Annotated in this window: 27 protein-coding genes and 1 pseudogene; 17 read left to right on the forward strand and 11 right to left on the reverse strand. The window is 69.2% G+C overall.

Features of this window, described 5'->3' with window-relative positions; genetic code table 11:
• Positions 1–60: 60 nt before the first annotated feature.
• The 6 genes from AB5L97_RS16425 to AB5L97_RS16450 all read left to right on the forward strand — a co-directional run bounded on the left by AB5L97_RS16425 (position 61) and on the right by AB5L97_RS16450 (position 5,123).
• Positions 61–915, forward strand: coding sequence for an SDR family oxidoreductase (locus AB5L97_RS16425; RefSeq protein WP_369045450.1), 855 nt, complete (start codon positions 61–63; stop codon positions 913–915).
• An 88-nt stretch (positions 916–1,003) separates the two neighbouring features.
• Positions 1,004–1,759 (forward strand): prolipoprotein diacylglyceryl transferase, encoded by a 756-nt coding sequence (locus AB5L97_RS16430; protein ID WP_369045451.1) that lies wholly within the window; start codon positions 1,004–1,006, stop codon positions 1,757–1,759.
• Positions 1,756–2,160 (forward strand): hypothetical protein, encoded by a 405-nt coding sequence (locus tag AB5L97_RS16435; RefSeq protein ID WP_369045452.1) that lies wholly within the window; start codon positions 1,756–1,758, stop codon positions 2,158–2,160. The genes AB5L97_RS16430 and AB5L97_RS16435 overlap by 4 nt, the downstream gene beginning before the upstream one ends.
• 452 nt (positions 2,161–2,612) lie before the next feature.
• Positions 2,613–3,011: a hypothetical protein gene (locus AB5L97_RS16440; protein WP_369045453.1), complete on the forward strand. Its 399-nt coding sequence runs from the start codon at positions 2,613–2,615 to the stop codon at positions 3,009–3,011.
• Positions 3,012–3,060: 49 nt separating this feature from the next.
• Complete coding sequence (locus tag AB5L97_RS16445) at positions 3,061–4,713, forward strand: radical SAM protein (RefSeq protein ID WP_369045454.1); 1,653 nt, start codon at positions 3,061–3,063, stop codon at positions 4,711–4,713.
• The gene (locus tag AB5L97_RS16450; protein WP_369045456.1) at positions 4,710–5,123 is read left to right on the forward strand and encodes a hypothetical protein; all 414 of its coding nucleotides are present in this window, start codon (positions 4,710–4,712) and stop codon (positions 5,121–5,123) included. Before AB5L97_RS16445 ends, AB5L97_RS16450 begins: the two co-directional genes overlap by 4 nt.
• A 20-nt stretch (positions 5,124–5,143) precedes the next feature.
• Here AB5L97_RS16450 and AB5L97_RS16455 read toward each other — a convergent pair whose 3' ends face one another.
• The 7 genes from AB5L97_RS16455 to AB5L97_RS16485 form a co-directional block, all read right to left on the reverse strand.
• On the reverse strand, positions 5,144–5,824 hold the full coding sequence (locus AB5L97_RS16455) for a GntR family transcriptional regulator (protein ID WP_307958479.1): 681 nt from the start codon (positions 5,822–5,824) through the stop codon (positions 5,144–5,146).
• A 112-nt stretch (positions 5,825–5,936) separates the two neighbouring features.
• Positions 5,937–6,944 carry a transketolase family protein gene (locus AB5L97_RS16460; protein ID WP_369045457.1) on the reverse strand — a complete coding sequence of 336 codons (1,008 nt, stop codon included), beginning with the start codon at positions 6,942–6,944 and terminating at the stop codon, positions 5,937–5,939.
• On the reverse strand, positions 6,941–7,861 hold the full coding sequence (locus AB5L97_RS16465) for a transketolase (RefSeq protein ID WP_369045458.1): 921 nt from the start codon (positions 7,859–7,861) through the stop codon (positions 6,941–6,943). Before AB5L97_RS16465 ends, AB5L97_RS16460 begins: the two co-directional genes overlap by 4 nt.
• Positions 7,858–9,171 carry an MFS transporter gene (locus AB5L97_RS16470; protein ID WP_369045459.1) on the reverse strand — a complete coding sequence of 438 codons (1,314 nt, stop codon included), beginning with the start codon at positions 9,169–9,171 and terminating at the stop codon, positions 7,858–7,860. Before AB5L97_RS16470 ends, AB5L97_RS16465 begins: the two co-directional genes overlap by 4 nt.
• Positions 9,172–9,198: 27 nt before the next feature.
• Positions 9,199–10,080, reverse strand: a complete 882-nt coding sequence (locus AB5L97_RS16475; protein ID WP_369045460.1) for an NAD(P)-dependent oxidoreductase — start codon at positions 10,078–10,080, stop codon at positions 9,199–9,201.
• An 88-nt stretch (positions 10,081–10,168) separates the two neighbouring features.
• Positions 10,169–10,870, reverse strand: coding sequence for a FadR/GntR family transcriptional regulator (locus AB5L97_RS16480; protein WP_423246799.1), 702 nt, complete (start codon positions 10,868–10,870; stop codon positions 10,169–10,171).
• Positions 10,871–10,961: 91 nt separating this feature from the next.
• Positions 10,962–12,305, reverse strand: a complete 1,344-nt coding sequence (locus tag AB5L97_RS16485) for an MFS transporter (RefSeq protein WP_369045462.1) — start codon at positions 12,303–12,305, stop codon at positions 10,962–10,964.
• A 237-nt stretch (positions 12,306–12,542) separates the two neighbouring features.
• On the opposite strand from AB5L97_RS16485, the gene AB5L97_RS16490 reads away from it, so the two are divergent.
• From AB5L97_RS16490 to AB5L97_RS16505, 4 genes are read left to right on the forward strand one after another with little or no spacing between them, the layout of a single operon-like run.
• Entirely contained in the window at positions 12,543–13,403 is an 861-nt protein-coding gene (locus tag AB5L97_RS16490; protein ID WP_369045463.1) for a sugar phosphate isomerase/epimerase family protein, read from the forward strand.
• 20 nt (positions 13,404–13,423) lie between these two features.
• Complete coding sequence (locus AB5L97_RS16495; RefSeq protein WP_369045464.1) at positions 13,424–14,197, forward strand: SDR family NAD(P)-dependent oxidoreductase; 774 nt, start codon at positions 13,424–13,426, stop codon at positions 14,195–14,197.
• A 37-nt stretch (positions 14,198–14,234) separates the two neighbouring features.
• Positions 14,235–15,992 carry a dihydroxyacetone kinase family protein gene (locus AB5L97_RS16500; protein ID WP_369045465.1) on the forward strand — a complete coding sequence of 586 codons (1,758 nt, stop codon included), beginning with the start codon at positions 14,235–14,237 and terminating at the stop codon, positions 15,990–15,992.
• A complete protein-coding gene (locus tag AB5L97_RS16505; protein ID WP_307958486.1) occupies positions 15,989–16,483 on the forward strand; it encodes a ribose-5-phosphate isomerase in 495 nt (164 codons plus the stop codon). Before AB5L97_RS16500 ends, AB5L97_RS16505 begins: the two co-directional genes overlap by 4 nt.
• Before the next feature lie 144 nt (positions 16,484–16,627).
• On the opposite strand, the gene AB5L97_RS16510 is transcribed toward AB5L97_RS16505, so the two are convergent.
• Positions 16,628–17,110 carry a MarR family winged helix-turn-helix transcriptional regulator gene (locus tag AB5L97_RS16510; protein ID WP_369045466.1) on the reverse strand — a complete coding sequence of 161 codons (483 nt, stop codon included), beginning with the start codon at positions 17,108–17,110 and terminating at the stop codon, positions 16,628–16,630.
• A 275-nt stretch (positions 17,111–17,385) separates the two neighbouring features.
• Between AB5L97_RS16510 and AB5L97_RS16515 the strand changes: the two genes are divergently transcribed.
• From AB5L97_RS16515 to AB5L97_RS16540, 6 genes and pseudogenes are all read left to right on the forward strand, one after another.
• A complete protein-coding gene (locus AB5L97_RS16515) occupies positions 17,386–18,699 on the forward strand; it encodes a GntP family permease (protein WP_369045467.1) in 1,314 nt (437 codons plus the stop codon).
• Complete coding sequence (locus AB5L97_RS16520; RefSeq protein ID WP_369045468.1) at positions 18,686–19,603, forward strand: NAD(P)-dependent oxidoreductase; 918 nt, start codon at positions 18,686–18,688, stop codon at positions 19,601–19,603. The genes AB5L97_RS16515 and AB5L97_RS16520 overlap by 14 nt, the downstream gene beginning before the upstream one ends.
• 193 nt (positions 19,604–19,796) lie before the next feature.
• Positions 19,797–20,561 (forward strand): IclR family transcriptional regulator, encoded by a 765-nt coding sequence (locus tag AB5L97_RS16525; RefSeq protein ID WP_369045469.1) that lies wholly within the window; start codon positions 19,797–19,799, stop codon positions 20,559–20,561.
• 101 nt (positions 20,562–20,662) lie between these two features.
• On the forward strand, positions 20,663–21,691 hold the full coding sequence (locus AB5L97_RS16530; RefSeq protein ID WP_369045470.1) for a PDR/VanB family oxidoreductase: 1,029 nt from the start codon (positions 20,663–20,665) through the stop codon (positions 21,689–21,691).
• A 58-nt stretch (positions 21,692–21,749) separates the two neighbouring features.
• Positions 21,750–22,964 (forward strand): cytochrome P450, encoded by a 1,215-nt coding sequence (locus AB5L97_RS16535; protein WP_369045471.1) that lies wholly within the window; start codon positions 21,750–21,752, stop codon positions 22,962–22,964.
• Positions 22,965–23,017: 53 nt separating this feature from the next.
• Positions 23,018–23,147 (forward strand): annotated as a pseudogene (locus AB5L97_RS16540) (D-erythrulose-4-phosphate isomerase 1); the annotation flags it as partial.
• Between the two features lie 74 nt (positions 23,148–23,221).
• Here AB5L97_RS16540 and AB5L97_RS16545 read toward each other — a convergent pair.
• Positions 23,222–23,434 (reverse strand): hypothetical protein, encoded by a 213-nt coding sequence (locus AB5L97_RS16545; RefSeq protein WP_307958599.1) that lies wholly within the window; start codon positions 23,432–23,434, stop codon positions 23,222–23,224.
• 280 nt (positions 23,435–23,714) lie between these two features.
• Here AB5L97_RS16545 and AB5L97_RS16550 point away from each other — a divergent pair, with 280 nt between their 5' ends.
• A complete protein-coding gene (locus AB5L97_RS16550; RefSeq protein ID WP_307958493.1) occupies positions 23,715–24,017 on the forward strand; it encodes a hypothetical protein in 303 nt (100 codons plus the stop codon).
• Positions 24,018–24,143: 126 nt separating this feature from the next.
• On the opposite strand, the gene AB5L97_RS16555 is transcribed toward AB5L97_RS16550, so the two are convergent.
• Together AB5L97_RS16555 and AB5L97_RS16560 are read right to left on the reverse strand one after the other, a co-directional pair.
• Positions 24,144–24,935, reverse strand: a complete 792-nt coding sequence (locus tag AB5L97_RS16555) for a dioxygenase (protein WP_307958494.1) — start codon at positions 24,933–24,935, stop codon at positions 24,144–24,146.
• Positions 24,936–24,986: 51 nt separating this feature from the next.
• Complete coding sequence (locus tag AB5L97_RS16560) at positions 24,987–26,042, reverse strand: LacI family DNA-binding transcriptional regulator (RefSeq protein WP_369045473.1); 1,056 nt, start codon at positions 26,040–26,042, stop codon at positions 24,987–24,989.
• Positions 26,043–26,074: the final 32 nt, after the last annotated feature.

Below are 26,074 nucleotides of genomic sequence, written 5' to 3' on the forward strand. Positions count from 1 at the left end.
CGCCGGACTTCCTCCGCATGCAGGGCGCGGCCGATGCTACTCGCTGGTAACCTACATCACATGTACCGAGGAACCCGCCTGCGTGGCACCCGCGTCCTGATTACTGGAGGAGCCTCCGGGATCGGTCGCCTCATGGCCCTGGAGTCCGCCCGACGCGGCGCCGAGGTGGTCATCTGGGACCTCTCGGCCGACGGCGGCGCAGCGGTCGCCGCTGAGATCGTCGCCGCCGGGGGCCTCGCCAGCTCGTACTCCGTGGATGTCACTGACACCGCGCACGTCGGAGAAGCAGCCCGGCAGACGGGGGACGTGGACGTCGTCGTGAACAATGCCGGCGTCGTGTCCGGGAAGACGCTGCTCGAGGCGAGCGAGTCCGCCCTGCGCCGGACCCTCGAGGTCAACGTGCTGGCCCTCTACTGGGTCACGCGCGCCTTCCTGCCGGGTATGATCGCCCGCGGCCGGGGCACGGTGGTGACGATCGCGAGCGCTGCCGGGCTGGTCGGCGTCGCCCGCCAGACCGACTACTCGGCGAGCAAGTTCGGCGCCTTCGGCTTCACGGAGTCGCTGCGGGCGGAACTGCGCGCGGACGGGCATGACGTCGGCACGCTCGTGGTGTGCCCGTACTACATCAACACCGGCATGTTCGAGGGCGTCGAGACGAAGTTCCCCGCCCTCCTGCCGATCCTCGAGGAACACGATGTAGCCCTCAAGGTCATCGACGGGATCGAGTCCGGTCGCGAGCAGATCATCCTGCCGCCGTTCGCCCGGCTCGTGCCGCTCATGCGCTTCCTGCCGACCCGCGCGTTCGACCGGGTGGCGGACTTCTTCGGCATCAACCACACGATGGACCACTTCGTGGGGCGGGCCGGGGCGAAGCGGGTTGCAGCGGGGAAGGCCGAGGCTGCGGCGGAGAAGTGAAGGTCGGCTGACGACTCGGGCCGAAGCCGCGTCAGGACGCGGCCGCTTGGTACTACCCGTTGAGGCTCCGGGGCCCTAGTCTGTGCGCATGACGACGGGGCTGCCGTTCGCGGGCAACGGTCTGGTGCATGGCGTGTTCATGGGACTCGGCATCGCGGCCGCACTCGTCTTCTACGCATTCGAGAAGCGGCGCCGAGGCCTCAGCGACCCTCGGCTGTGGACGCTCGCAGGCTTTGCCCTCGCCTTCGGGGCCATCGGCTCGCGTATCACGTGGGACCCCACGCGCCCCGTCTCACCGGTGGAATGGTGGGTCGACGGCGACCGCAGCATCCTCGCCGGGCTGGTCGGGGCCTGGCTCGGCGTGCACCTCGGCAAACGGCTCATCGGGTACCGCATCTCCACCGGGGACCTGTTCGCGCCGTCCGTGGCGCTGGCCATGTCCATCGGCCGGATCGGGTGCCTGCTCACCGAGCTGCCCGGCACGCCGACGGGCGGGAATTGGGGATTCGTGCTCACCCCTGACCAGGCGGCGATGTTCGGTGCCCAGGCCGGGGTGGGGCTCCACCCCTCCTTCGTGTACGAGATCGCTTTCCACGCCGTGGCCTTCACGCTCATGCTCCGGTTCCGGGACCGCGCGCGTCGCTCGGGCGACCTGTTCGTGTGCTACGTCGCGGCCTACGCGCTGTTCCGCTTCGGCGTCGAGTTTGTGCGGGGCAACGACGAGTTGTGGCTCGGCATGAGCCGGCCGCAGTGGTTCCTGCTCGCGATGCTGCCGCTGCTCGCGTGGCGCGTGTGGAAGGTGTTCGCCAGCCCTCGGCGCACACCTGAGAGGCAGGCTGCGTGAGCGCGAGAAGGCGGCACCGCTGGCGCGACGCGAACCCCAGGCCCGAGAGATTCCCAGGCCTCGGGGAGGAGCCCGGGCGGCAGCGCTCCACCGGCGGCAGCGGCAAGCCAGAGCATCGGTTCGACGGTGGGTCCTTCGGTATGGGCATCATCTTGGGCGTCCTTGCGCTCTGGGTGGTCTACCTCGTGATCTTCTTCGCTGCCGGGGCGCCATACGCGCGCATCGGGGGCTTTGCGTTCGTCCCGGTAGGCATCTACGCGGCGGCCGCCGTCGTGCTCACGGCGAGGGCGCGCAGCGTGAGCCTCGGCGGGGGAATGCTGCTGGGCCTCGGCATCTGGCTGCTCATCGGAGGGGGAGCCTGCATCGCGGGCCTCTCCCGGACCGGCGGCGGGCTCCTGTGAGCCGTGATCCCGCCGGAACCCCGGAACATCAGCCCTCGGGCAAGGAGCCGCGCCGACGACTGAACCGAGTCCAATTCAGCGCCGGTGCTATCGTCGGCGCCATCCTCTTGTACGTCGTTTACTCGATCATGGGGATGGATGCCGTCTTTGCTCAGTTCCAGCCGCCTTACGAATACAAGGCGCTAGGCGCCGCCGGGGCGGCTCCTGCGCTTCTGTACATAGTGGTCGCGACTGCCTTCACCGTCAGTCACCCGACCAGGGACCTGGGCACAGGAATGCTGCTCGGCGGAGGGATCTGGTTGCTCCTTGGTGGCGGACCCTGCCTTGCCCAACTGATGTTCGGGCCTCCCTGAGCCAATCATGGAGACACCTCGCCAAGACTCAGGCATGAGGCCGTCGTCGGCCAACCACCGAGTTCCCTGCGAAGAGAGCCGCCCGACAGGAGGAGCCGAATGAACGCCAACCCTCCGGACGACGGCGCCGGACCACCTCCGCAGGCGCCCCCGCCGCCTCCCCCACCGCCACCCAACGGCTCGCGTGTGCCGGACCGCGGCGGTTCCATGCTGCTTGCCCTCACCCTCGGGCTCCTGGGCCTCTACATTTTCGGCATCGCGCTCGTCGGGGGCCGAGCAGTGATGCCATACCAGTACACCGGAAGCCCCGTCCCGCTGTGGCTCAGCCTCGGGTTCTGGGTGCCACTCGTCGTGTACGTCGCGCTCGCAGTGTTCCTCGCCACCCGCCGCAGGACCTCGCTCACCGGGGCTGGCATGCTCATCGCCTTCGGCGTCTGGGTGCTCCTCGGTGGCGAATTGTGCATCACAGCCATGTTCCGAATGCCGAGCGCGGCATGAGTGACCCCGCGATCCGATCTACCGGAGGACCCATGAAGAGGAGCAGAGTATGAGTCGAACCGTAGCCGGCCGCGCGCCGCTCGGCCCGGGGCAGCCGCTGCGCGGCGACCGGATCCACCGGTATGTCACCGCCTTCTGCCCGGAGTGCCATCAGGAGAACCCTCCCCTCGCCGAGGTGAGGAGGCTCGCGGGGGCGCTCATGGTGCGGGACGGGCGTGTGTGGCTCGAACGCGGATGCCCCGACCACGGCCTGGTCCGGACGATGTACGACGAGTCGCCCGAGATCCTCACGTACCTCGAGAAGTGGCAGGCGCCCACCAAGCAGCATGTGCCGGACGCCGCCGGCAACTACCGCCCGATCCCCGAGGCCTACGCCTACGGACTGCCGGCCATGCAGACCCAGCACACGTGCATCCTCCTGCAGGACGTGATCGAGCACTGCAACCTCCGCTGCCCCACGTGCTTCACGGCGTCGGGCCCTCAGCTGCAGGGGGTCGCCCCGCTGGCGGAAGTTCTGGCCAACGTGGACACGCGGCTGTCCCGCGAGAACGGCCGCATCGATGTGCTCATGCTCTCCGGCGGCGAACCCACGCTCTACCCCTACCTCGAGGAGCTGCTCGACGAGCTCGTGGCGCGGCCGATCGTGCGGATCATGGTCAACAGCAACGGCGTCCTCATCGCCCACGACGACGGGCTCCTGAACCTCCTCGCCAAGCACCGCGAGCGCGTCGAGGTCTACCTCCAGTACGACGGGCCGTCCCGCGAGTCCTCCGTGTACCACCGCGGCGGGGACCTGACCCGCATCAAGGACGCCGCCATCTCGCGGCTTTCCGAGGCCGGGGTCTTCACGACCCTCACCATGACCGCGACCCTCGGCGTGAACGACGGCGAGATCGGCGACGTCGTGCTCCGCGCCCTCGAGACCCCCTTCATGGGCGGGGTCGCGCTCCAGCCCGTCTTCGGCTCCGGCCGCGGCCACGGCATCGACTCCATGGACCGGCTCACCCACGGCGGCGTGCTGGCCCGGCTCGAGGAGCAGACCGGCGGCGCGGTCTCATGGCACGACCTCACCGCCCTTCCGTGCTCGCACCCGCACTGCGCCTCCGTGGGCTACATGCTCAAGGACGACTCCGGCGTGTGGCGTTCGCTGACCGAGCTCATCGGACACGACCGCCTGCTCCAGTGGCTCGAACTGGACCCGGACAGCATCGCGAACCGCATCGCCGACAGCGCGCTCCCGCTCGGCCTCCGCTCGATGATGAAGTCCTCCCTGCTCGACCTCCTGAGTGAGCAGTCCTCCCTGTCCCACCCGAGCACCGCGGAGCTGTGGAAGAACATCTGCACGCAGTGCGATCTCGGCATCGGCACGCTCACAACGCTGGCGGTGGGCTCGCTCCCGGGGCAGTACCAGCGGCTGCGGAAGCTGCTCGCCGAGCGGGTCACGCGCATCACGGTCAAGCCGTTCATGGACATCTCGACCATGATCGAGGAGCGGCTCATGCAGTGCTGCGTGCACGTGGGCACGAAGTCGGACGACGGCGCCCACCAGTGCGCTCCGTTCTGCGCCGTCCAGGCCTGGCCGCAGCTGTCGCGGCAGCGGATGAGCACCGCGACGGGGCACCGCGCCAGCGGCCAGGCCGCCGGTCTGGGGCTCCCCGTGGTCCGTCACGAGCCGGTCTTCTCGACCCTGGAGACCCCGTGAGCGAGCAGGACGAGCGGGCCGCTGCAGCGCGGCGCATCGCGGCCGGCCCGACGCCGTCGCGCCTCGTCGGAGCGGGAGGTGCGCAGGCGCCGTCGCCCGCGATCGGCGCGGAAGGCGACCCGCCGGCGTCGTCCGCGCCCGACACCGCACCGGCGACCGCCGCGCCGTTCGACCCCCTCCGGCTGTGCATCTTCGCGACGATCGCGCTGCTCGGGTGGATCGCAGGGCCGGTGGCGCTCGTCGTGTTCTCCGGCGTGGGTTTCGCGGGGTACTGGAAGGCGCGGCGGGCCGGGCTCACGCGGTCGAAGTGCTATCTCCGGGACACTCGGCTCGTGCTCGCGTACCTCGCGGTGCTCACGGCGGCAGGGCTGTGGGGCGTCTACGCGGCGGTGCACTCGCTCATCGCCTGAGGCCCGGGAGAGGCATGCGGTCAGCGGACCGCGGGCTCCCGAGTCTCGCTGACGAGATTGTCCGAGGCGGAGTCCATGTGGGTCAGGATCGTCTCGCGGGCGGTCGCGGCGTCGCCGGACTCGACAGCGTCCACGATGGCGCGATGGCGGTCCACGCTCATGTTGCTCGTGGCCCGCTCGAGGCCCGCGAACATGATGGACATGCGGATCGAGCCCTCGAGGGACTGCCACTGGTGCAGGAGCGTCTCGTTCCCGGAGAGCCGGCAGAGGAGGCGGTGGAAGTCGAGGTCGGCCTCGATCCGGTCCTCGAGAGAGAACCCCGCGGCCGCGTCCATGTGCTCGAGCGCGTCGCGCAGCTCTCCCACGGCCTTGGCACGCCGCGGCTGCTCGATGAGCGTGCGGGCGGCGAGCGACTCGAGGGCCCCCCGCACGGCGAAGATGTCCCGGATCTCCTTGGCGTCGAGATGCCGCACGCTGAGCCGCCCGCGCGGTCCGGCCGTGGCGAGGCCCTCCTGCTCCAGCTGGCGCAAGGCCTCGCGGAGGGTTCCGCGGCTGATGCCGAGCATCTCGGACAGCTCGGTCTCGACGAGGTGCTGGCCCGGTGTGAGCTCGCCGGACGTGATGGCGCGGCGCAGGGCCGTAACGGCCTGCTCGCGCAGGCTCTTCTTCTCGAGCCCCAGCAGGGATGCTGCAACGGCCATGTCACCCTCCCGGGAGATTGTCGACTGTCATCCGGCAGTCGTTAACAGTGATGATACGGGCATGCGTGGCCCCCCTTTCGGATCCACGCATGCCCGCCTTCATGACCTCGCGTCAGCCGAGCTCCGCGAGGACCTTTGCGACGATCCGGTCCACGCTCAGCCCGTATTTCGAGTGCAGAGTGGGGAGCGCACCGGCGTCGAGGAACTCGTCCGGCAGGCCGATCGGCACCACCCGTCGGGTCTGGCCCGAACGGACCAGCGCCGACGCAACCGTCTCGAACAGCCCGCCGACCACGGTGTGGTTCTCGAGGGTCACCGCGAGCCGGTCCCCCGCGAGCTCGGCGAGGACGGTCGCTTCGTCGAACGGCTTGATCGTAGGGGTATGCACGACGGCGACATCCACCTTGTGCTTCTCGAGCTCGGCCGCCGCTTGGAGCGCCCGCATGGTCATGAGCCCCGAAGAGACCAGCACGACGTCGCGCCCGCCCCGCAGGACCTTGGCCTTGCCGAGTTCGAACGTGTAGTCGTACTCGTCCAGGACGGTGGGCACCTTGCCGCGCAGGAGCCGCAGGTACGTCGGCCCCTCCGAGGCCGCGAGCTGCGGGACGGCCTGGGCGATGTCCACGGAGTCGCACGGATCCACGATCGTCAGGTTGGGCATGCCGCGGAAGATCGCCATGTCCTCGGTCGCCTGGTGCGAGGGTCCGTACCCGGTGGTCAGGCCCGGGAGGCCGCCCACGATGTTGACGTTGAGGTTCGGCTCCGCGATGTCCAGGCAGATGAAGTCGTAGGCCCGGCGCGCCGCGAACACCGAGTAGGTCGAGGCGAACGGCACGAGGCCGGCCTCGGCCATCCCTGCGGCAGCTCCGAAGAGCAGCTGCTCGGCCATGCCCATCTGGAAGAACCGGTCCGGGTGGGCCTCGGCGAAGACGTGCATGTCGGTGTACTTGCCGAGGTCCGCCGTGAGGCCGACGATCCGGGAGTCCGCCTCGGCGGCTGCCGCGAGCGCGTGCCCGAACGGGGCCGGGGCCGTCTTCTGGCCCGCGTCCGCGAACGAGGCGATCATTGCCGAGGTCTTGAGCCTCGGCGTCGCGCCCGTTGCCACTGCTACCGTGCTCATGCCTTCTCCTCCTGACGCGCTGCGCCCTGAATGCCGTCGTGGCGTGCTGCCCAGCCAGCGTCCAGCTGCTCGTTGCAGATGGCCCACTCGTGCTCCTCGATCCGCATGAAATGCGCCTTCTCCCGCTGCTCGAGCAGCGGAACCCCTCGGCCCACCTTCGTGTCGCAGAGCACGACGGCGGGTGCGCCGTCGCGCTCCCCCGACCCCGCGGCGTCGAACGCCTCCAGCAGCGCGCCGACGTCGTTCCCGTCCACGCGGAACACGCGCCAGCCGCACGCGGCCCACTTGTCCGCGACCGGCTCGGTGCGCAGCACGCCCTCGGTGGCACCGTCGGCCTGGAGCGCGTTGATGTCCACGACGGCGGTGAGCCGGCCGAGGCGATGGTGCGCGGCGCCCATGGCGGCCTCCCACGTCGAGCCCTCGTCGAGCTCGCCGTCGGAGAGGAAGTTGATGATCCGGGCCTGGTTGCCCCGGTAGCGCAGCCCGAGGGCGAGGCCCACGGCAATCGTGAGCCCGTGCCCGAGCGAGCCGCCCGAGATCTCCATGCCGGGCGTGTAGGTCGACATCCCGGACATCGGCAGGCGCGAGCCGTCCGAGCCGTACGTCTCGAGCTCCTCGACCGGGATGATCCCGGCCTCGGCAAGCGCCGCGTAGAGGCCGATCGCGTAGTGGCCGGTGGAGAGCAGGAAGCGGTCGCGCCCCTCCCACTCGGGGTCCTCGGGGCGGAAGCGGAGCTGGTCCGCGTACACCGTGGCGAGGATGTCAGCGGCGCCGAGGGCCTGGCCCACGTAGCCCTGGCCCTGGACCTCGCCCATGAACAGGGCGTGGCGGCGGATCCGATGGGCTGCCGCGTCGACGGCCATGCGGCGCTCGCTGAGGGTGGCCGGCGCGCGGCGTGATTCCTTGACGATGGTCATGCAGCCACCTTCTCCATTGACATTTCTCCTGACTTGATGGGCGCCGTCTCCTTCATGAAGACCGCTGCTGCTGTTGAGATCACTCCGAGAAGGACGAAGATCAAGGCTGCACCCATCCAGCCGACCGAGCCGTATACCGCGACGGCGATGAACGGGAGGACGCCGGCGACGAGTGAAGCCGCGTTGTAGCCCAGCGAGATCCCTGACGAGCGGACATTCGCAGGGAACTGCTCCGAGAACCAGCTCGATTCGACCGCAAAGATGGGGTCGTGACTCAGGAGGAGGGCGAGAGCGACTGCGACCACGACCATGATCACCGAACCGGTGTTGATGAGCAGGAACATCGGAATCCCGAACAGGATGGTGAAGATGGCCCCGATGAGAAACACGGGCTTGCGGCCGATGCGATCGCTGAGGGCGCCGAAGAACAGGTGACTGACCAGCCCCAGGGCCGAGCCGACCATAGTGCCGATGAGCACGGAGCTCTTATCTGTGATCGACGCCAGACCCACATATGAGAGCACGAAGCTTGTGGTCACGTAGTAACCACCCGTCTCCGCCATCCGAAGCGCCGTGATCTTGAGGACCATCCGCCAGTCGCGGCGGAGGACCGTCAGCGCTGGCTGCCGCACGATCGCATCCTGCTCTTTTACCCTTGTGAAGTCGGGCGACTCGCTGATGCTGAGGCGAATGAAGATGCCGATCACGACCATGATCAGTGAGGCTAGGAAGGGGGCGCGCCACACCCAGTCCCCGCTGAGGAGTGCCTGAGAGAGGAGGAACGCTCCGTTGGCGAGCAAGAGGCCGGCTGGGATCCCGATCTGTGGAATGGCCCCGAAGAATCCTCGCCGGGCCGCTGGCGCATGCTCAACCGCCATGAGGACTGCGCCGCCCCACTCGGCGCCGAACCCGATGCCCTGGATCATGCGGAGCAGGATCAACAGAATCGGCGCGACCACGCCGACTTGGGCGTAGGTCGGCAGCGCACCCACCAGCACGGTAGCCGCACCCATGATGATCAGCGACCAGAAGAGCACCGCTTTGCGCCCCACCCGGTCACCGAAATGGCCGGCGAGATACCCACCGACGGGTCGCATCAGGAAGCCGACGGCAAGCGTGGCGAAGGAGGCCAGCACTCCCACGATCGGCTCCTGGGCAGCGAAGAAGACCTTACCGAAGTAGGCCGCGGACGCAGTTCCGTAGATGAAGAAGTCATAGCTCTCGACGGCGCTTCCGATCATGGAAGCGATCGAGACCTTGCCTGACTGCGTTAGGGCCCGTGTCGGGTTCCCCACAATGTTCTCTGTCACTTGTTCTCTCCTTCGGCGACGGTGCCGTCAGTGGGCACTGGAATGCTGGTAGGTCTCGATCACGCGCGAGTCGTCACGTCCCAGGAGCCCACGGGCTGCGGCCATCTCGTAGCGTTCCTTGGCAACATCGAGCAATGGCGTCGCGGCGCCGCTCCGCTGCGCTGCGGCCGCGACTAGGGAACTGTCCTTCACAAAGATTCCAACCGTGCTGGTCACTTCCACGTCGGTGGACTGGAGCATGCGGGGTCCGCGGTCGTTGAGCATCCAGGAGCCCGCAGCACCTCCCGCGATGAGGTCCAGCACCGCCGTCTTGTCCAGTCCGAGGGTCTCGGCCAGGCTCAGTGCCTCCGCCGCTGCAACGATGTGCACCGAGCATAGGTGTTGGTTCACGACCTTGATCGACTGGCCGTCGCCGATCGTCGCCCCGACGTTGCGCACCGTTCCGAGCGGGCTGAGGACACCCCGAACACTCTCGAGAGCTGCCGCGGGGCCGGAGGCGAAGACCGTGAGCTCGCCGGTGACTGCGCGCGCGACACCGCCCGTGACGGGTGCATCGACAACTTCGGCGCCGGCGGCCTCGAGGCGCCTGCCCTGCGCCCGCACTGCCTCGGGCCCGACGGTGCTCATGATGACCCACCTCTGGCCGTTCACGTCAGGGCGGCCGACCGCCGAGGAGACAACGGCCTCCAGCTGATCCGGTGTCGCGACCATGACGACTACAATTTCCGCCTCCGGCGCATCGGAGAGCCGTTCGACCGGCGTGATCCCTGCGGCCCGGGCGCGATCGTGTGCAGCCGGAACAGGATCGACCCCTGTCACGCTGAAGCCGGCGTCGACCAGCCTGCGCGCCATGGGAAGGCCTATGGCGCCTATGCCGACGAAGACAAGATGCTCTTGTGAGCTCATCATGAAAGACTCCTCCGGCGGTGGATCTGGGCGCGTTTGAGCAGCCAGGCACCGCGTCAGTGGTGGGAAGAAGGAAAACGAGGGTAACGCGCTAGCGGATGTCAGGTCCGGCAGTCATGGTGCGCCACACGTCGAAATGGCGCTTCATAGCCGCGCGGGCCGCATCGACATCGTTGGCGGCGAGGGCGTCGACAATCTCGTAATGGACCTTGTCGGTGACGAAATCCTCGGTCGTCTCGACCGACGCCAGCGCTTTTGCACGGCGATCCGCGACCACGTCGCGGAGGACGTCCCGCAGCGCGTCGTGGACGATGTTGAAGACTGGATTGTCTACGAGTTCGAACAGTGTCCGGTGGAAGTCGAAATCAGCAGCAATCGCTTCCTCAGCGTCCCCGTCCGATGTTGCGCTGACCATCCGATCAACGTGCCTCCGGAGGGCGGACACCTGAGCCCGTGTCGCCGTGATGGCTGCCTGCTCGATGATTGCCAGCTCGAGCATCTCGCGGGCCTGTTCAAACTGCTCCGCCGTGAAGTGGCCGAGCTGCAGAGCAAGGCGCAGATGCATGCTGAGGAATCCCGAGTCAGGTGATTCCAGATAGGTTCCCCGACCTTGGGTGCGGTTCAGGAATCCCAGCAGTTCCAAGGTGAGAAGTTGCTCCCTGAGGGCTCCGCGGCTGACCTCGAGTGCCGCTCCCAGCTCGCGCTCCGGTGGCAGCCGGAGTCGGCCGGTTCCTACCTCCGCTGTGGCCTCACCGATAAGCGATTCCACAAGCGAGCTGAGATCTCTAGTCACTACTTCCTCGATTGGTTGTACCAATATTGAAAGCCTAATCATCCCCCGCAAGGGTGTCAAGGATTGGTTGTACCAATCTAGAACAACCGCCTCACGAGTGAATGGGCGCTGGTTCCGGCGTCTCGGCGGAGATCCGCTCGGCGGCCTCGCGCTCGCGCTGGCCCCACGTCTCGCGGGTCGCGAGCGCGGCCCAGAGGCCGATCGCCCCGTAGAGGCTGAAGAGCAGCGCCGGGCCGATCCAGCCGAAGCTCACGAACAGGAGCGTGGTGATGAACGGGGTGAAACCGGAGACCATGGCCGAGATCTGGTAGGCGAGCGAGGCGCCGGAGGAGCGGGTCTTGGCCTGGAACAGCTCCGGGAACCAGGCGCCCTGGGCGCCGGCGAGGGAGTTCTGGCAGACGGCGTAGGCGATCACGATGGTCGCCACGATGAAGATGAACATGCCGGTGTTGACGAGCAGGAACATCGGGACGCCGAACAGGACGGCGAACGCCGTGGACCAGATGTAGACGGGCCGGCGGCCGACCCTGTCGGTCAGGGCGCCCCACTTCCAGGTGGCGATGATGCCGATCGCGGCGGCGATGCAGAGGGCGATGAGCGTCTGGTTCTTGTCCGCGAGCTTGGTGGAGTTGATGTAGGAGATCATGTACGTGATCGAGACGGCGTAGCCCGCGGTCTCGGCGATGCGCAGGCCGATGCCGCGCAGGATGTTGCGCCAGTCCTCGCGGACCACCTGGGCGATGGGCGACTTGGCGATCTCGCCGCGCTCCTTGACCTCCTCGAACACCGGCGACTCCGGCACCTTGGAGCGGATGATGAGGCCCACGATGACGAGGGCGATGCTCGAAAGGAACGGGATGCGCCAGGCCCACTCGTTGCCGAGCTGGACGCTGAAGAGGAAGACGAGGTTGGCCAGCAGGAGGCCCACGGGGAAGCCGGCCTGGACGATGCCGGTCACGGCGCCCTTGCGACGCCACGGTGCGTGCTCGTAGCTCATGAGGATCGCGCCGCCCCATTCGGCGCCGAACGCGAGGCCCTGGATGATGCGCACCGTGACGAGCAGCACCGGGGCGAGGACGCCCACCGCGGCGTAGGTCGGCAAGAGGCCGATGAGGAACGTCGCGAGGCCCATGAGGACGAGGGAGGCGACGAGGACGGGCTTGCGGCCGAGCCGGTCGCCGAGGTGGCCGCCGATGATCCCGCCGAGCGGGCGGGCCGCGAAGCCCACGCCGAGCGTGGCGAAGGACGCCAGCGTGCCCGTGACGGCATCCGCGCCGGGGAAGAAGGCCGTGCCGAAGTAGAGTGCGGCGGCGGTGCCGAAGCCGATGAAGTCGTAGGTCTCGATGACGGCACCTACGGCGGAGCCCACGGCGACGCGCTTCGCGTCCTTGGTGCCGTGGACCGGGCCGCGCATGGCCAGAGCCTCGTTGCTCATTGCGTTCCTTCCGGAGGGGGATACTTTGCCGCCGTCGTTGTTGACAGTCGACATGATATGCCAGTGTGCGGTGCATCACCTTTCAATGTCAACAGTCAACTTTCAAGGTTGACTGTTGACAGTCAGCGGCCGTACCGTGGTTGAGGTCACACCACGTGTGCCGACCCACCGCCTGTTTCCCCGACCCACCGCCTGTTTCCCCCACCCGCCGCCCTGTTTTCTCCAGAAGGACCACTGATGTTCCACGACCGACTCGGCTGCTCGTCGATCAGCTTCCGGCACCTGCCACTCGCCGACGCCCTGCGCACTATGGCGGGCCTCGGCTTCGAGGAGATCGACCTCGGCGCACTGCCCGGAGTGTGCGACCACGTGCCGTACGGACTCACGGACGCCGATATCGACGAGGTGGCCGCCCGCGTTGCCGAGTCTGGCCTGCGCGTCCGCTCGGTGAACGGGGACATCGGCGACCTCAACGCGGTCCTCGAGGATGCGCCCGAATCGGCGCACGACGCCGGCGCGCCGGCCGAGCGGGCCGCGCACCTCGACCGTCTCCTCACCCTCACCCGGACGGTCGGCGCCCGGGCCCTCGTGCTCCCGTGCGGGGCGCTGAGCCCCGAGCCCGTGCGCACCCTCGACGACGACCTCGACCTCGTAGCAGCCCAGCTCGCCGCAGCCGGCAGGCGCGCGGCCGCGTTCGGCGTCGAACTCTGGACCGAGTCCCTGCACTACTACCGCCTGTGCGGGACCCTCGACCGGGCCCTCGCCCTCGCCGACCGGCTCGAGGGCACCGGGGTTCGGCACGTCGTCGACCTCTCCCATGTGGTCGCGTCGGGGAGCCGGCCGGAGGACGCGATCGCTGCCCTCGCCGGCCGGGCGGGGAACGGGATCTCCCACGTCCACCTCCGCGACGCCGTGCCCGGGAACATCAACCTCAGCATCGGCAACGGCGCGGTGGACTTCGCCGGCGCGCTCGCCGCCCTGCGCGAGACGGGCTTCGATGGGCACTTCTCGCTCGAGCTCGAGGCGCACGACCTCACCCACGACGAACGCCCCGCAGCAGCCGCGAAGGCCGCAAGCTTCATCACCGACCTCATCTAGAGCAACCAGAAGGAACCACCATGACCAGCATCCAGCGCACTGCCATCCTCACCGGGGCCACGTCCGAGAAGGGCATCGGCGTCGCCACCGCCCGCCGCTACGCCAGCGAGGGCTGGGGCGTCGTCATCCTGGACCTCGACGGCGAGAAGTCCGCGAAGACCGCCCAGGACATCGCGAACGAGTTCAACGTGCCCGCGTTCGGGCACGAGGTCGACGTCGCGGACGAGGCCTCGGTCGCCGCTGCCGCAGCCGCTGTCGCCACCGAGGTCGGGGCGGGCCGCCTGCCCGTGGTCGGCGCGCTCGCGAACATCGCCGGGATCACCTCCCCGGTGCCGTTCCTCGAGACGGACCTCGCACTGTGGAACAAGGTCATGGCCGTCAACGCCACGGGCACCTACCTCGTCACCAAGGCGTTCCTGCCGGCGATGATCGAGGCCGGCTGGGGCCGCATCGTGAACATGTCCTCGGTGTCCGCCCAGCGCGGCGGCGGGGTGTTCGGCAAGGTCCCCTATTCGGCCGCGAAGGCCGCCATCCTGGGCTTCACGAAGGCTCTCGCCCGTGAGATCGCCCCCACCGGGATCACCGTCAACGCGATCACGCCTGGCGCCGTCGACACCAACATCCGCGTGGGCAGCACCGACGAGCAGGAGGCCGCCATCGCGCGCGACATCCCCCTCGGCCGCACCGCGAGCACCGAGGAGATCGCCTCGGTCATCACGTGGCTCTCCTCCGACGGCGCCTCGTACCTCACCGGCACCACGGTGGACATCAACGGCGGCAGCCACATCCACTGATCCGTCCCCGCCAGACTCTGTCCTTCAGGAGACACCCATGACGCGCCTCTCCAACGACCCCGCGGACTTCGCCGACGAAGCCCTCGCGGGCTTCTGCGACCTCCACGCGGGCCTCGTCCGCCAGGTGCCCGGCGGCGCCGTCCGCCGGCGCCGCCCCGCCGAGCCCAAGGTCGCCGTCCTCGCGGGCGGCGGCTCGGGCCACTACCCCGCCTTCGCCGGAATCATCGGCACGGGCTTCGCCGACGGAGCCGTGGTGGGCAACATCTTCACCTCGCCCTCGGCCCAGCAGGCCTACACCGTGGCCCGCGCCGCGGAGTCCGGCGCCGGCGTCGTGTTCACGTATGGCAACTACGCTGGCGACGTCATGAACTTCGGCCTCGCCTCCGAGCGCCTCACTGCCGAGGGAATCCGCGCCGAGAACGTCCTCGTCACGGACGACATCGCATCCGCTCCCGTCGCCGAGTCGGAACGCCGTCGCGGGATCGCGGGCGACTTCGTGGTCTTCAAGGCCATGGGCGCGGCCGCCGAGGCGGGGATGGACCTCGACGAGGTGGTGCGCGTGGGCCGCAAGGCCAACGAGCGCACCCGGACCCTCGGCACCGCGTTCTCGGGCTGCACGTTCCCCGGCGCGGACGCCCCGCTGTTCACGCTGCCGGAGGGTCACATGGGCCTCGGCCTCGGGATCCACGGCGAGCCCGGCCTGCGCGACGTCCCGCTGCCCACGGCCGCCGAGCTCGGCCGCATGCTCGTGGAGGGCGTCCTCGCGGAGGCGCCCGAAGGCGCCGCACCTGATCGCGCCGGTGCGCGGATCGCCGTCGTGCTCAACGGGCTCGGCAGCACGAAGCACGAGGAGCTCTTCGTCCTGTGGGCCACCGTTGCGCCGCTGTTGCGCGAGGCTGGGTACGAGATCGTCGCGCCGGAGGTCGGCGAGCTGGTCACGAGCCTCGACATGGCCGGCGTCTCGCTCACAGTCACGTGGCTCGACGACGAGCTCGAGGAGCTCTGGCTCGCGCCCGCCGAGACGCCTGCGTTCCGGCGAGGATCGGTCGCCGCCGGTTCCGCCGTAGAGTCCGCGGACGACGGCGCCGGGCCGGCCGCCGCTGAGGAGGCCACGCCGTCCTCCGAGGGCTCGCGCGAGTACGCCGCGGCGTGCGTCGAGGCTCTCGGCGCGGCATCCGCGCGGCTCGTGGAGCTCGAGGCGCAGCTCGGAGCGCTGGACGCCGTTGCGGGCGATGGCGACCACGGCCGCGGCATGGTCCGCGGGGCGGGGGCCGCGCTCCTGGCCGCGCGTGAGGCGCTCGAAGCCGGGCGAGGGGCCGGATCGGTCCTGGCCGCGGCCGGGGACGCGTGGGCCGACCGGGCCGGCGGGACCTCCGGGGTCCTGTGGGGCGCCGGGCTGCGCGCGTGGGGCGAGGCGATCGGGGACCTCGAGGTGCCGGACGCCGCGGGCGTCTCTGCCGGGGTCGCCGCCTTCTCCGCCCGGATCGCCGCGCTCGGCGGGGCGCAGCCGGGCGACAAGACGCTCGTGGACGCGCTGGTGCCGTTCGAGACCGAGCTGCAGCGCGCCGTCGTGCGCGGGGCCAGCCTTGCCGATGCCTGGGCGGACGCCTGCGGCGCAGCCGAGTCCGCCGCGGCGGCAACCGCGGGGCTCAGGCCGCTCAAGGGCAGGGCCCGACCGCTCGCCGAGAAGAGCGTGGGCACGCCGGATCCTGGCGCGACATCGCTCGCCGCGGTGTTCGCGGCACTCGGTCCGGCACTTATCGCTGCTGCCAACTACGAGGAGGTGTCCGCATGAGCGGGCAGAACACAGGTCTCGCGACGAGCGGACTGCGCATCGTCATCGGCTCCGACGAGGCCGGGGTGGACTACAAGGACGCCCTGCTGGCGGATCTCGAGGCGGACCCTCGCGTGGCCGAGGTGATCGACATCGGCGTACGCCGCGAGGCCGACGACTTCACCCGCCCGTACCCGTACGTGGGCCTCGCGGCCGGGCAGATGATCAGCGAGGGCCGGGCTGACCGGGCACTCCTGTTCTGCGGGACCGGGCTGGGCGTCGCGATCGCGGCGAACAAGGTCCCGGGGATCCGGGCCGCGACAGCCCACGACTCGTTCTCTGTGGAGCGTTCGGTCCTGTCCAACAACTGCCAGATCCTCACGATGGGCCAGCGCGTCGTGGGGCTCGAGCTCGCCCGCCGGCTCGCCCGCGAGTGGATCGGGTACACGTTCGACCCGGCCTCTGCCTCCGCCGCCAAGGTCCAGGTCCTCAGCGACTACGAGGGCTGCTGACCGCAGACCTCGGCGATTGAGCCGGAGTCGGCACCGAGCCCCGCAGCGCCGCACCGCAGCATGCCTTCCCCTCTGAGGGAGAATGGCGTGCCGCGGTGCGGCGCTGCACTGCGTTGCGTGGAGCGCTTGAGGCACTGGCGGCGATCAGGATGCGTGCTCCGAGTTGGCGCGGAAGAGCTCGGTCATGGCCTGGGCCACCTGGCGCGCCCGATCCTCGCCGAGGACGTCGATGAATGCCTCGTGATTGATCCGCTCCACCAGCCGGAGCAGATCGTCCGCCACCTTGGCCCCCTCCGGCGTGAACTCGAGAAAGGTGACGCGCCGATCGTCGTCGCAGGCGGCGCGGGCAACGAGCCCGCGGCGGGCCATCTTGTCGGCGAGCTTGGTGAACCCGCCCGTCGTGAAGGACGAGGCGCGGGCCAATTTCGCCATCGGCGCGCGGCGGTCCGGAGTCCTGAGCAGGTTGAGCATGACCTGCGTCTCCGCCTCATTCAGGGACAGTTCGCGCTGGATGGCCCGCTGGATCCGCCTATTGGTGACATCGAAGCCGTTGATCACACGGCCCCAGAGCTCCACGGGTTCGCTGCCAGTCGATGCCTGGATGTCCACCGGTGTCGCGTCTCCCATCTATCGCTCGCTGACCCCCACCACATTAGCTTCCTTGGAAGCAATATGGCACCGCAGAACCGGCCATTGTGGCGTGCCAGACAGGATCCCATGGCCAACATCACGGCATATTTCCTTGTTTCGAAACGCTACGTAGTGCAACTATCTTCTGCGGAAGCAATTGGCGCGGAAGCGACCGGAAGGCAACCCGTCCAGCCGGCCACGCGGAGTCGGGCCTCCACCAAAGGCCCCTGAACTGAGGAAGTCATGAGCACTGTGAACAGAGGCGAGTCACGATGACCGCACTGGGCTTGATTGGCATCGTTGTGGGCCTGGCCCTTCTTGTCTACGCCATCTACAAGGGGTACAGCCTCGTGATCGCCGCTCCCGTGGCCACGATGGTCGTCATCCTGTTCAACGGCATGCCCTTCATCGGAAGCATGTTCGGACCGGAGAAGTCCTACATGTCGGGGCTCGCCTCGTTCATGCTGAGCAACTTCCCGGTGTTCCTCTTCGGGGCCATCCTGGCGAAGTACATGGACAAGAGCGGCGCCGCGCTCTCCATCGCAGAGAAGCTCATGTCCCTCGTAGGAACCAGCAGCCCCTACCGAGCGCTGGTCTCGCTGTTCGTGATCGCTTCGGTGCTCACCTTCGGCGGTATCAACGTCTTCGTGGTGATCTTCATCCTGATCCCCATGGCACTGCCGATCTTCAAGCGCTACAACATCTCCTGGGGCCTCGTCATCATCCCGATCTTCGGCGGCGGCGCGACCTACACCATGACGATGATCCCCGGGTCCCCTTCCCTCCACAACGTCGTTCTCTCCAACGCTCTGGGGACACCGCTGACCGCGGCACCACTGGTCGGCGCCCTCACGAGCGTGGCGGCAGTCGCCTTCCTCCTCATCTACATGAAGGTCGCTCTGGCCCGGAGCCTGAGGAAGAACGAAAAGTTCGAGGGCGAGGAGGGAAGCGTGGGCGGCACTGACATGTTCGCCCGCGAGCGCCCGTCCTTCCTGGTGAGCATCCTTCCGATCGTCGTCCTTCTGGCCCTCATCCTCTCCCTGAGCTTTGTGATCCAGATCATCATCTATGCGCTCCTCGCCGCGATCGTGCTGAGTGCGGTGCTGTTCCGTCGCTACATCAAGCAGAAGGACGTCATCAACCAGGGCACCGCCGACTCGCTGACCTCGGTCCTGGCCACCGGCAGCACGATCGCGTTCGGCAGCTTCGCCGTGGGCGTTCCGGCCTTCTCCTCGGTATTCCACGCCATCTTGTCCATTCCGGGAAACCCCTACATCTCGTTGAGCGTGGGCACCATGGTCCTGGCAGGGATCACCGCATCATCCGTGGGAGCGGAGGGGATTGCCGTCAAGTCGTTCGCCCCCGCGTATCTGCACCTCGGTCTCAACCCCGAGACCATCCACCGCGCCATCGCGATCTCCGCTGGAACGTCCCTGTTCCCCCACAACGGGTTCCTGGCCGTGTTCAACGGCCTGGCACGGCTCACGCTCAGACAGTCCTTCGTCCGAGCCTTCATCAGCCTCCACGTACCCCACTACATCGGAATCGTCATCCTGGTGATCCTGGCCAGCAGTGGCCTTGCCTGAGCGGTTAGCGTTCACAGGGAACCATGACAGCCGAGATCAAAACACAACACCCACTGAAAAGGATCTGATCATGAGCAAGAGAATCGGTTTCGTCGGACTGGGGACTATGGGGCTGCCCATGGCAGTGAACCTGAACAGGGCCGGGTTCGAGGTGATCGGCTACGACGCCTTCGAGGGCAGCCGCGTCAAGGCCAAGGCCGCCGGCATCACCATCGCCGCGAGCCTGAAGGACGTCGCCGCGCAGGCCGAGGACACCGTCATCTCCATGGTCCGCGACTACGCCCAGAACCTGGACGTCATCCTCGGCGAGGACGGGCTCCTCTCCGCCGTCCCGAAGGGCCTGACGATCATCGTCATGAGCACCCTGGACCCCGACACGATGAACGAGCTCGGCCAGAAGGTCGAGGCCGCCGGCGACGTCAAGCTCATCGCCGCAGCCGTCAGCGGCGGCGCCACCGGCGCCCAGGCCGGCACCCTCTCGATCATGGCCTCCGGTGCCCAGCAGACCGTGGCCGCCGCCCGGCCCTACTTCGACGCCGTCGGCTCGAACGTCTTCTACTACGGCGCCCAGCCGGGCAACAGCCAGGCAGCGAAGCTGGTCAACAACCTCGTCCTGGGCATCACCATGAACGCCGTGGCCGAAGGGCTCACCTTCGGCGCGCACTACAGCCTGCCCCAGGACGAGCTGCTGAACCTGTTCAAGGCCAGCACCGGGGACAGCTGGGTCGCCCGGAACTGGGACTCCGTCTCCGAATGGACCGCGGACACGGCCCTCGCCGTGCTCCTGAAGGACCTCAAGGCCGCCCACCTCAAGGGACTCGAGCACAACATCCCCATGCCCTTCAACGCCCTCTCCTCCACCCAGCTCTTCCACTCCATGGGCAAGGAACCCAAGGCCAAGTGAGCCGAGCCGCCTGGCCGAAGGACGGCTGGGCGCAGCCTCCCCGGGAAGCGGCCCGCCAGGGCCGCTTCCCGGGGAGGCTCTCTGTCTTCCACCGTCTCCGCCTTCCATCAGCCGCGAGATCCAATCCACGGAACCTCCCGGTCGGTGCGGCTAGCATTCCGTTCATGAGCGTCACATCCCACTGCGTGTAGCCGTGCCGCGCACCCCCACCGGCGAGTCTGTCCTCGCCCGCGGCGCCCGTGTCGTCGAGGCGTTCGACGCCGCGCACCCGGTGCTCAGCGTCACCGAGATCGCCCAGCGCACGGGTTTGCACATCGCCACCGCGTCCCGTCTGGTCGAGGAGCTCGTGAAGCTGGGTTGGCTCGCCCGCGACCCACAGCGCCGCCTGCGCCTCGGCATGAGGCTCTGGGAGGTCGCCACACGGGCCGCGCCAACGCTGAGCCTGCGCGAGGCTGCCCTGCCGGTCATGGAGGACCTCCGCAAGGTCATGGGCCATCATGTCCAGCTCGCGGTGCTGGACGGTGAGGAGGTGCTCTTCCTCGAACGCCTCGAGGCCCCCGGCGCGGTGATCAACTACTCCCGCACGGCCGGTCGCCTGCCCGCCCACGCGTCGTCGTCCGGGCTGGTCCTGCTCGCCCATGCGACGCCGGAGGTGCGGGAGCGAGCCGTGTCCGCCCGCCTCGAACGGTTCACGGAGGCGACCATCACGAGCGCCGAGGGGCTCCGACGGGCCATCGCCGAAGCGCGCCGTCAGGGCTTCGCCCTCCTCCGCGGCCACGTCCACGAGGACGCCGCGGGCATTGCAGTCCCGCTCCGGGATCCCGACGGGACGGTCGTCGCGGCGCTCTCGCTCATCGTTCCGAACGACGACGTCGCCCTGGCCCGCGTGCCGCTCCTCCAGGCCGCGGCCCTCACCATCACTCGCGCCATGCGGACGGCGGCGCCACCCTCCTCCTAACGCTCCGCAGCCTGCGATTCTCAACCATTGAGAACTGACTGGCAGCGGATGTGACCCGCATCTCAGAATCGGCTCAGATGACCTCGAGCAAAGGAGCCGAGATGACACTGACAGCCGAAGCCGCTCCGCGCCCCAAGCGCGCAGCAAAGCCGTCCCGCACGGCCCGCACCACCGACCAGCGTGCCGCCGACCAGCACGCCGTCGTCACCGCCGTCGAACGCGCCGCGGACGGCGTCGTTGCCATCACCCTCGCCCACCCCGAGGGCAGGCGGCTGCCGGACTGGACGCCCGGGGCGCACATCGACCTCGTGCTCGCGGACGGCACCATGCGCCAGTACTCCCTGTGTGGGGACCGCTGGGATGCCCACGCGTACCGGATCGGCGTGCTGCGCGACCCGGCGAGCCGGGGTGGATCGGCGACGATCCACGACACGCTGCGCGTCGGCGACACCGTGCGACTCGGCGGCCCACGGAACACCTTCCGCCTCGTCCCATCGCCCCGGTACGTCTTCGTCGCGGGAGGGATCGGCGTGACTCCGCTGCTGCCGATGATCCGTCAGGCAGAACTCCTGGGCGCCGACTGGCACCTGTTCTACCTGGGCCGCTCGCGCTCCACCATGGCGTTCCTTGACGAGCTCGTGCCCCACGGCCAACGCGTCACGGTCCTCGCCAAGGACGAGGTCGGCCCCTCGGACCTCGGGGCCCTCATCGGTCCAGCTCGCGCTGACACCAAGGTCTACGCGTGCGGCCCACAGCGCCTCCTCGATGGGGTCCTCGCCGCAGCAGAGGCGGACCGTTGGCCCGAAGGTTGGGTACGTGTAGAGCGTTTCGCCGCGGCGGAACAGGGCGAGCCCGCCCGAGCGCAGCCGTTCGACGTCGTGCTGGCACGCTCCGGCGCGACCGTCACCGTAGCACCGGGCACTACGGTGCTCGACGCGGTCCAGGCGGCAGGCGCGGCGGTCCTGAGCTCATGCCGAGAGGGCACGTGCGGGACCTGCGAGGTCGCCGTGCTCGACGGCGCCCCCGACCACCGCGACTCCATCCTCAGCCCCGCCGAGCGGAGGGCCAACACGTGCATGTTCCCGTGCGTCTCGCGCTCGTGCTCTGACCGGCTCGTGCTCGACGTCTAGCGCGATCCAACCGTCCCCCATCCGTTCCCTCAGCCTTCGCCACTCCAGGAGCCCCACTATGCCCACCGCCGCCTCCACCCTGCCCATCATCGACGCCGACCCGTTCGGTCCGCGCGTCCTCGCCGACCCCCTGCCGTTCCAGCACGAGCTCAGGGAGGCGGGGCCTGTCGTCGTCCTCGCCAAGTACGGGGTCTACGCCATGGGCCGGCACGCGGAGGTGCAGGCCGCGCTGACCGACTGGCAGTCGTTCGAGTCCGGCGCGGGCGTAGGCCTCGCCAACTTCCGCACCGAGGCTCCGTGGCGTCCGCCGAGCCTCCTGCTCGAGGCGGACCCGCCGCACCACGACGCGCCCCGTGCCGTGCTCACGACCATCCTCGGGCCGCGGCAGCTCGCCAGGCTGCGCGAGGCGTGGGAGGCGGACGCCGCCGAGCTCGTCGACACCCTGCTCGCCCGGGCCTCCGGCGGCGCCCTCGAGTTCGACGCCGTCCCGGACCTCGCCGGGGCCTATCCCCTGCGCGTCTTCCCCGACGCCGTGGGCATCGGGCCCGACGGCCGCGAGAATCTGCTGCCCTACGGGGACATGGCGTTCAACGCTTTCGGGCCGCGGAACGCGCTCGTCGAACGCGACGCCGAGAGAGTCGGCGCGCTGTCCGGCTGGGTGGCCTCGCAGTGCGCCAGGGAGGCCCTTTCTGAGAGCGGGTTCGGGGCGCAGATCTGGGAGGCCGCCGACCGCGGCGACATCACCCACGAGCAGGCACCCCTCATAGTCCGCTCGCTCCTCACGGCTGGCGTGGACACGACCGTCAACGGGATCGCCGCATTCCTCCACGCCGTCGCCACCCATCCCCGCGCGTGGGAGCGGCTGCGCCGCCAGCCCGCACTGATCCGGGGGTCCTTCGACGAGGCCGTCCGGCTGGAGTCCCCCGTGCAGAGCTTCTTCCGGACCGCGACCCGGGACGTCGAGATCGGCGGGACCGTCATCCCGGCCGGTTCCAAGGCGGTCCTCTTCCTGGGCGCCGCGAACCGCGATCCCCGCCGCTGGGAGGACCCGGACGTGTTCGACGTCGACCGCGACCCGTCCGGGCACGTGGGCTACGGCTTCGGCCTCCACCAATGCGTGGGCCAGCACGTCGCGCGGGCCGAGGCCACCGCCGTCATGGGCGCCCTCGCCCGACGCGTCGAGGCCATCGAGCTCGCGGCGACCCCGCGGCGGCACCTCAACAACACCCTCCGCTCGTGGGCCAGCCTGCCCCTGCGGTTCACCGTGGCCTAGGCCGCCGGCACTGCCGCAACGGCGCCGGGACCTTGCTCAACGAGGACTTCAACATGGGCCAGCGCGTCGTGGGGACTCAAGCTCGCCCGCCGGCTCGCCCGCGAGTGGATCGGGTACACGTTCGACCCGGCCTCTGCCTCCGCGGCCAAGGTCCAGGTGCTCAGCGACTACGAGGGCTGCTGACGGCAGACGCATGCGCGGCCAGGTCGACAGGGTAGATACCCTGTCGACCTGGCCGCGCACTGGGGCGTCTGTGATCAGGCCTGGGCCTTGGCCCACGCGCGCTGCGCACGGTTGGCGCTGCCCGGGATGATCTGGAACAAGGCCTTCGGCACGGCGCCGCTGAAGCCGAAGGTCTTACCGTCCCGGGAGACGCTGTGCGCCGGCTTGGCCTCTGGCGCCTTGGCGGCTCCGCCGACCATCACGGCGAAAGCGCACTTGTTGTCGAACTCGATCGTCTCGCTGCTCATGGGTGCAACTTCCTCTTCGGGTGTTCGCGGGATCCCGCGGGGGTCATGCTAACGGGGCGACGTGGCGCAGATGTGACGCACAGATGCATCACCCCACGCAGACACCTCCTGCCCGCATCCGTGCAGCTCACAAAGTCCCGCACCGTAACCGAGGGCGCGGTGCTCGACGCCCTCGCCGCCGCAGCCTCGCCCAGCACCGGTACACCCCGCGGCGCGGCGGCTGACCGGCACGGCGTCCGTGACGATAGTGTGGCGCCACCACCGCGGAAGGACGATCACCATGGCACGCTTCCTCATCACGTACCACAACATGCCCCACCCCTCACCGGATGTCGTCGCCGCCAACCGCGCCGCCTTCCATGCCTGGGCCGACGAGGCGCTCGGCGACGCTTTGGTAGACCCCGGGGCACCCGTGTACCTCGCCGGCCAGCTCGCGTCCGGCGCCGCCGCCGCACCGGCGGAGATCTCGGGCTTCTCGATCCTCGAGGCCAAGTCACTCGCCGAGGCGCGCGACCTCCTCGCGGGCCACCCCTACCTTGCCCGCGGCGCGACCATCCAGATCGACTGGTGCCTCGACGTCTGACCTCGCGTCAGGCGCCTCACGCGAAGCACCTCACCGCACCGGCGGACATGGCGCACGACGGCGACCACTCGCCATCGTGCGCCATGCCGCCTCGCGCTGCGGCCCCCTCGCTTCGATCCGATCAGGTCAGCTGAGCGTCCAGGACCGCTTGGAGAGGCCGAACCAGAAGCCCTCGATCGCCGTCTTCGCCTCGATCCCGCCGGACTCGGAGGCCGCGCCGAGGGCCACATAGAGCGGGGCCCAGTGCTCAGAGCGCGGGTGCGCCTGGCGGGCGGCGGGCGCCTTGTGGATGAAGTCGAGGATCGAGTCGACGTCTCCGGCAGCCATCGTCTCCTCGGCCCAGTGGTCGAACTCGGAGGACGCCGCCGGCGGGGTGCCGTCCGGGCCCGCGGCGGGGTTGAACCAGTGCAGGTTGTGGGTCGTGAAGCCCGAGCCGACGATGAGCGTGCCGCGGTCACGCAGCGGCGCGAGGGTGCGGCCGAGCTCGAAGAGCCCACGCGGATCGAGGGTCGGCATGGACATCTGCACCACGGGGACGTCGGCGCCGGGGAACATCTCCTTGAGCGGCACGTAGGCGCCGTGGTCGAGCCCGCGGCTCTCGTCCCGCTCGACATGGTGCCCGTGGTCCGAGGTGAGCTTCGCGACCTCATTGGCCAGCTCGGGGGCGAGCGGCGCGTCATACCGGACGTCGTAGTACTTCTGCGGGAAGCCCCAGAAGTCGTAGACGAGCTCCTGGCGGCGCTCGGTGGCACTCAGCGAGACCGGGGCGTTCTCCCAGTGGGCCGAGACCATGAGGATGTCCTTGGGCTTGCCGAAGGTCGCGGACCAGTCGGCGAGCTGGCGCGTCCACAGCGCATCGTCGGCGAGCGGCGGGGCGCCATGGGAGAGGAACAGGACGGGAGGCTTCTCGGCGGTCATAGATCCATGATACGCCTATTTTAGTTGAAGCTTCAATAGTTCTAGGCAAGCTCAGTGTGGTGGCGGCGCCCCGAGGGTTCGCCCTGGGAGGAAAGTCCCGGGGAAGCGCTCATGGCGGATCTCCACACTCCCCCGGTCCCGGACCATTCGGTCGAGGACCTCGACGCCGCGGACGGCCACCTCGCGCACCGGGATGCGCAGTGACGTCAGCCCCATCCGTTCGATGCCCGGCATGACGCCGTCGATGCCGGTGACCGACATGTCCTCGGGCACGCGGAGCCCCTCGGCGTCGGCACGGTCCAGGAAGCCGAGGGCCCGCCAGTCGGAGGGGAAGAGTGCTGCGGTGATGGATCCTGCGCGCACGAGGGACACGACGTCGTCGTACCCGTCGACGTTGGTTCCGAAGCTGTTCGCCTCGACGCGGTGCACATCGAGGCCACGGCCTTCGAGATCGGCCGCCATCCCTAGCCCCCGCCGATTCTCGGCGGTCGAGACCCTGATGTCCGGAATGATCACCGCCACGGAGCGGTGGCCCGCTTCGGCCACCCGCCCGGCAACGATCGCGGCGTTCGTGTCCTCGTCGTAGCTGACCCCGTAGATTCCAGGGTGCTCCTCGATCCTTCCAACGGAGACCACAGGGACGGCGTCGAGGAACGGTTCGAGATCCGCCGCGCGGATCACGCCCGTGGAGACCATGAGCCCCCCGACCCGCAGGCCGAGGAGCCGGCGCAGCCCTGCCAGCTCGTCCTCGACCCCCTCGGTGGGCGTGGGCACCACGCTGATGAGCTGCAGTCCATGGCGCGCGGCCTCCGTCTGGACCTCGGCGTGAAGGAGGCCGTAGGCCGGGTTCCGGGGGTCGCGCAGGAGCAGCCCGACGAGATCGGTGCGCCGGGCGGCGAGCCCTTGGGCGATCGTGTTGGGCACGTAGCCGAGCTCGCGCATCGCGTCGAGGACGCGCACCTGGGTGGCCTCCGAGACCCGTGCGGTTCCCATGAGGACCCTCGAGACGGTGGCTCGCGAGACCCGTGCCCGCTCGGCGACGTCGTCCATGCGCACGGCAAGCGGCGACCCGACGGCGGCACCCGGGGTCTCGGCGTCGCGCGGCATGCGCCTCACTCTACTGGCCGTCTCTACTGGCC

Origin of the sequence: Sinomonas sp. P10A9 (assembly GCF_041022165.1) — a bacterium.
GTDB lineage: Bacteria > Actinomycetota > Actinomycetes > Actinomycetales > Micrococcaceae > Sinomonas > Sinomonas puerhi.

Excerpts from the sequence above, each read along its gene's own strand:
- AB5L97_RS16505 (WP_307958486.1), top strand. The coding sequence starts at position 15,989 with ATGAGCGGGCAGAACACAGGTCTCGCGACGAGCGGACTGCGCATCGTC.
- AB5L97_RS16440 (WP_369045453.1), top strand. The coding sequence starts at position 2,613 with ATGAACGCCAACCCTCCGGACGACGGCGCCGGACCACCTCCGCAGGCG.
- AB5L97_RS16445 (WP_369045454.1), top strand. The coding sequence starts at position 3,061 with ATGAGTCGAACCGTAGCCGGCCGCGCGCCGCTCGGCCCGGGGCAGCCG.
- AB5L97_RS16430 (WP_369045451.1), top strand. The coding sequence starts at position 1,004 with ATGACGACGGGGCTGCCGTTCGCGGGCAACGGTCTGGTGCATGGCGTG.
- AB5L97_RS16555 (WP_307958494.1), bottom strand. The coding sequence starts at position 24,935 with ATGACCGCCGAGAAGCCTCCCGTCCTGTTCCTCTCCCATGGCGCCCCG.
- AB5L97_RS16550 (WP_307958493.1), top strand. The coding sequence starts at position 23,715 with ATGGCACGCTTCCTCATCACGTACCACAACATGCCCCACCCCTCACCG.
- AB5L97_RS16510 (WP_369045466.1), bottom strand. The coding sequence starts at position 17,110 with ATGGGAGACGCGACACCGGTGGACATCCAGGCATCGACTGGCAGCGAA.
- AB5L97_RS16455 (WP_307958479.1), bottom strand. The coding sequence starts at position 5,824 with ATGGCCGTTGCAGCATCCCTGCTGGGGCTCGAGAAGAAGAGCCTGCGC.
- AB5L97_RS16515 (WP_369045467.1), top strand. The coding sequence starts at position 17,386 with ATGACCGCACTGGGCTTGATTGGCATCGTTGTGGGCCTGGCCCTTCTT.
- AB5L97_RS16475 (WP_369045460.1), bottom strand. The coding sequence starts at position 10,080 with ATGATGAGCTCACAAGAGCATCTTGTCTTCGTCGGCATAGGCGCCATA.
- AB5L97_RS16485 (WP_369045462.1), bottom strand. The coding sequence starts at position 12,305 with ATGAGCAACGAGGCTCTGGCCATGCGCGGCCCGGTCCACGGCACCAAG.
- AB5L97_RS16560 (WP_369045473.1), bottom strand. The coding sequence starts at position 26,042 with ATGCCGCGCGACGCCGAGACCCCGGGTGCCGCCGTCGGGTCGCCGCTT.
- AB5L97_RS16465 (WP_369045458.1), bottom strand. The coding sequence starts at position 7,861 with ATGACCATCGTCAAGGAATCACGCCGCGCGCCGGCCACCCTCAGCGAG.
- AB5L97_RS16495 (WP_369045464.1), top strand. The coding sequence starts at position 13,424 with ATGACCAGCATCCAGCGCACTGCCATCCTCACCGGGGCCACGTCCGAG.
- AB5L97_RS16490 (WP_369045463.1), top strand. The coding sequence starts at position 12,543 with ATGTTCCACGACCGACTCGGCTGCTCGTCGATCAGCTTCCGGCACCTG.
- AB5L97_RS16530 (WP_369045470.1), top strand. The coding sequence starts at position 20,663 with ATGACACTGACAGCCGAAGCCGCTCCGCGCCCCAAGCGCGCAGCAAAG.
- AB5L97_RS16545 (WP_307958599.1), bottom strand. The coding sequence starts at position 23,434 with ATGAGCAGCGAGACGATCGAGTTCGACAACAAGTGCGCTTTCGCCGTG.
- AB5L97_RS16425 (WP_369045450.1), top strand. The coding sequence starts at position 61 with ATGTACCGAGGAACCCGCCTGCGTGGCACCCGCGTCCTGATTACTGGA.
- AB5L97_RS16535 (WP_369045471.1), top strand. The coding sequence starts at position 21,750 with ATGCCCACCGCCGCCTCCACCCTGCCCATCATCGACGCCGACCCGTTC.
- AB5L97_RS16460 (WP_369045457.1), bottom strand. The coding sequence starts at position 6,944 with ATGAGCACGGTAGCAGTGGCAACGGGCGCGACGCCGAGGCTCAAGACC.
- AB5L97_RS16500 (WP_369045465.1), top strand. The coding sequence starts at position 14,235 with ATGACGCGCCTCTCCAACGACCCCGCGGACTTCGCCGACGAAGCCCTC.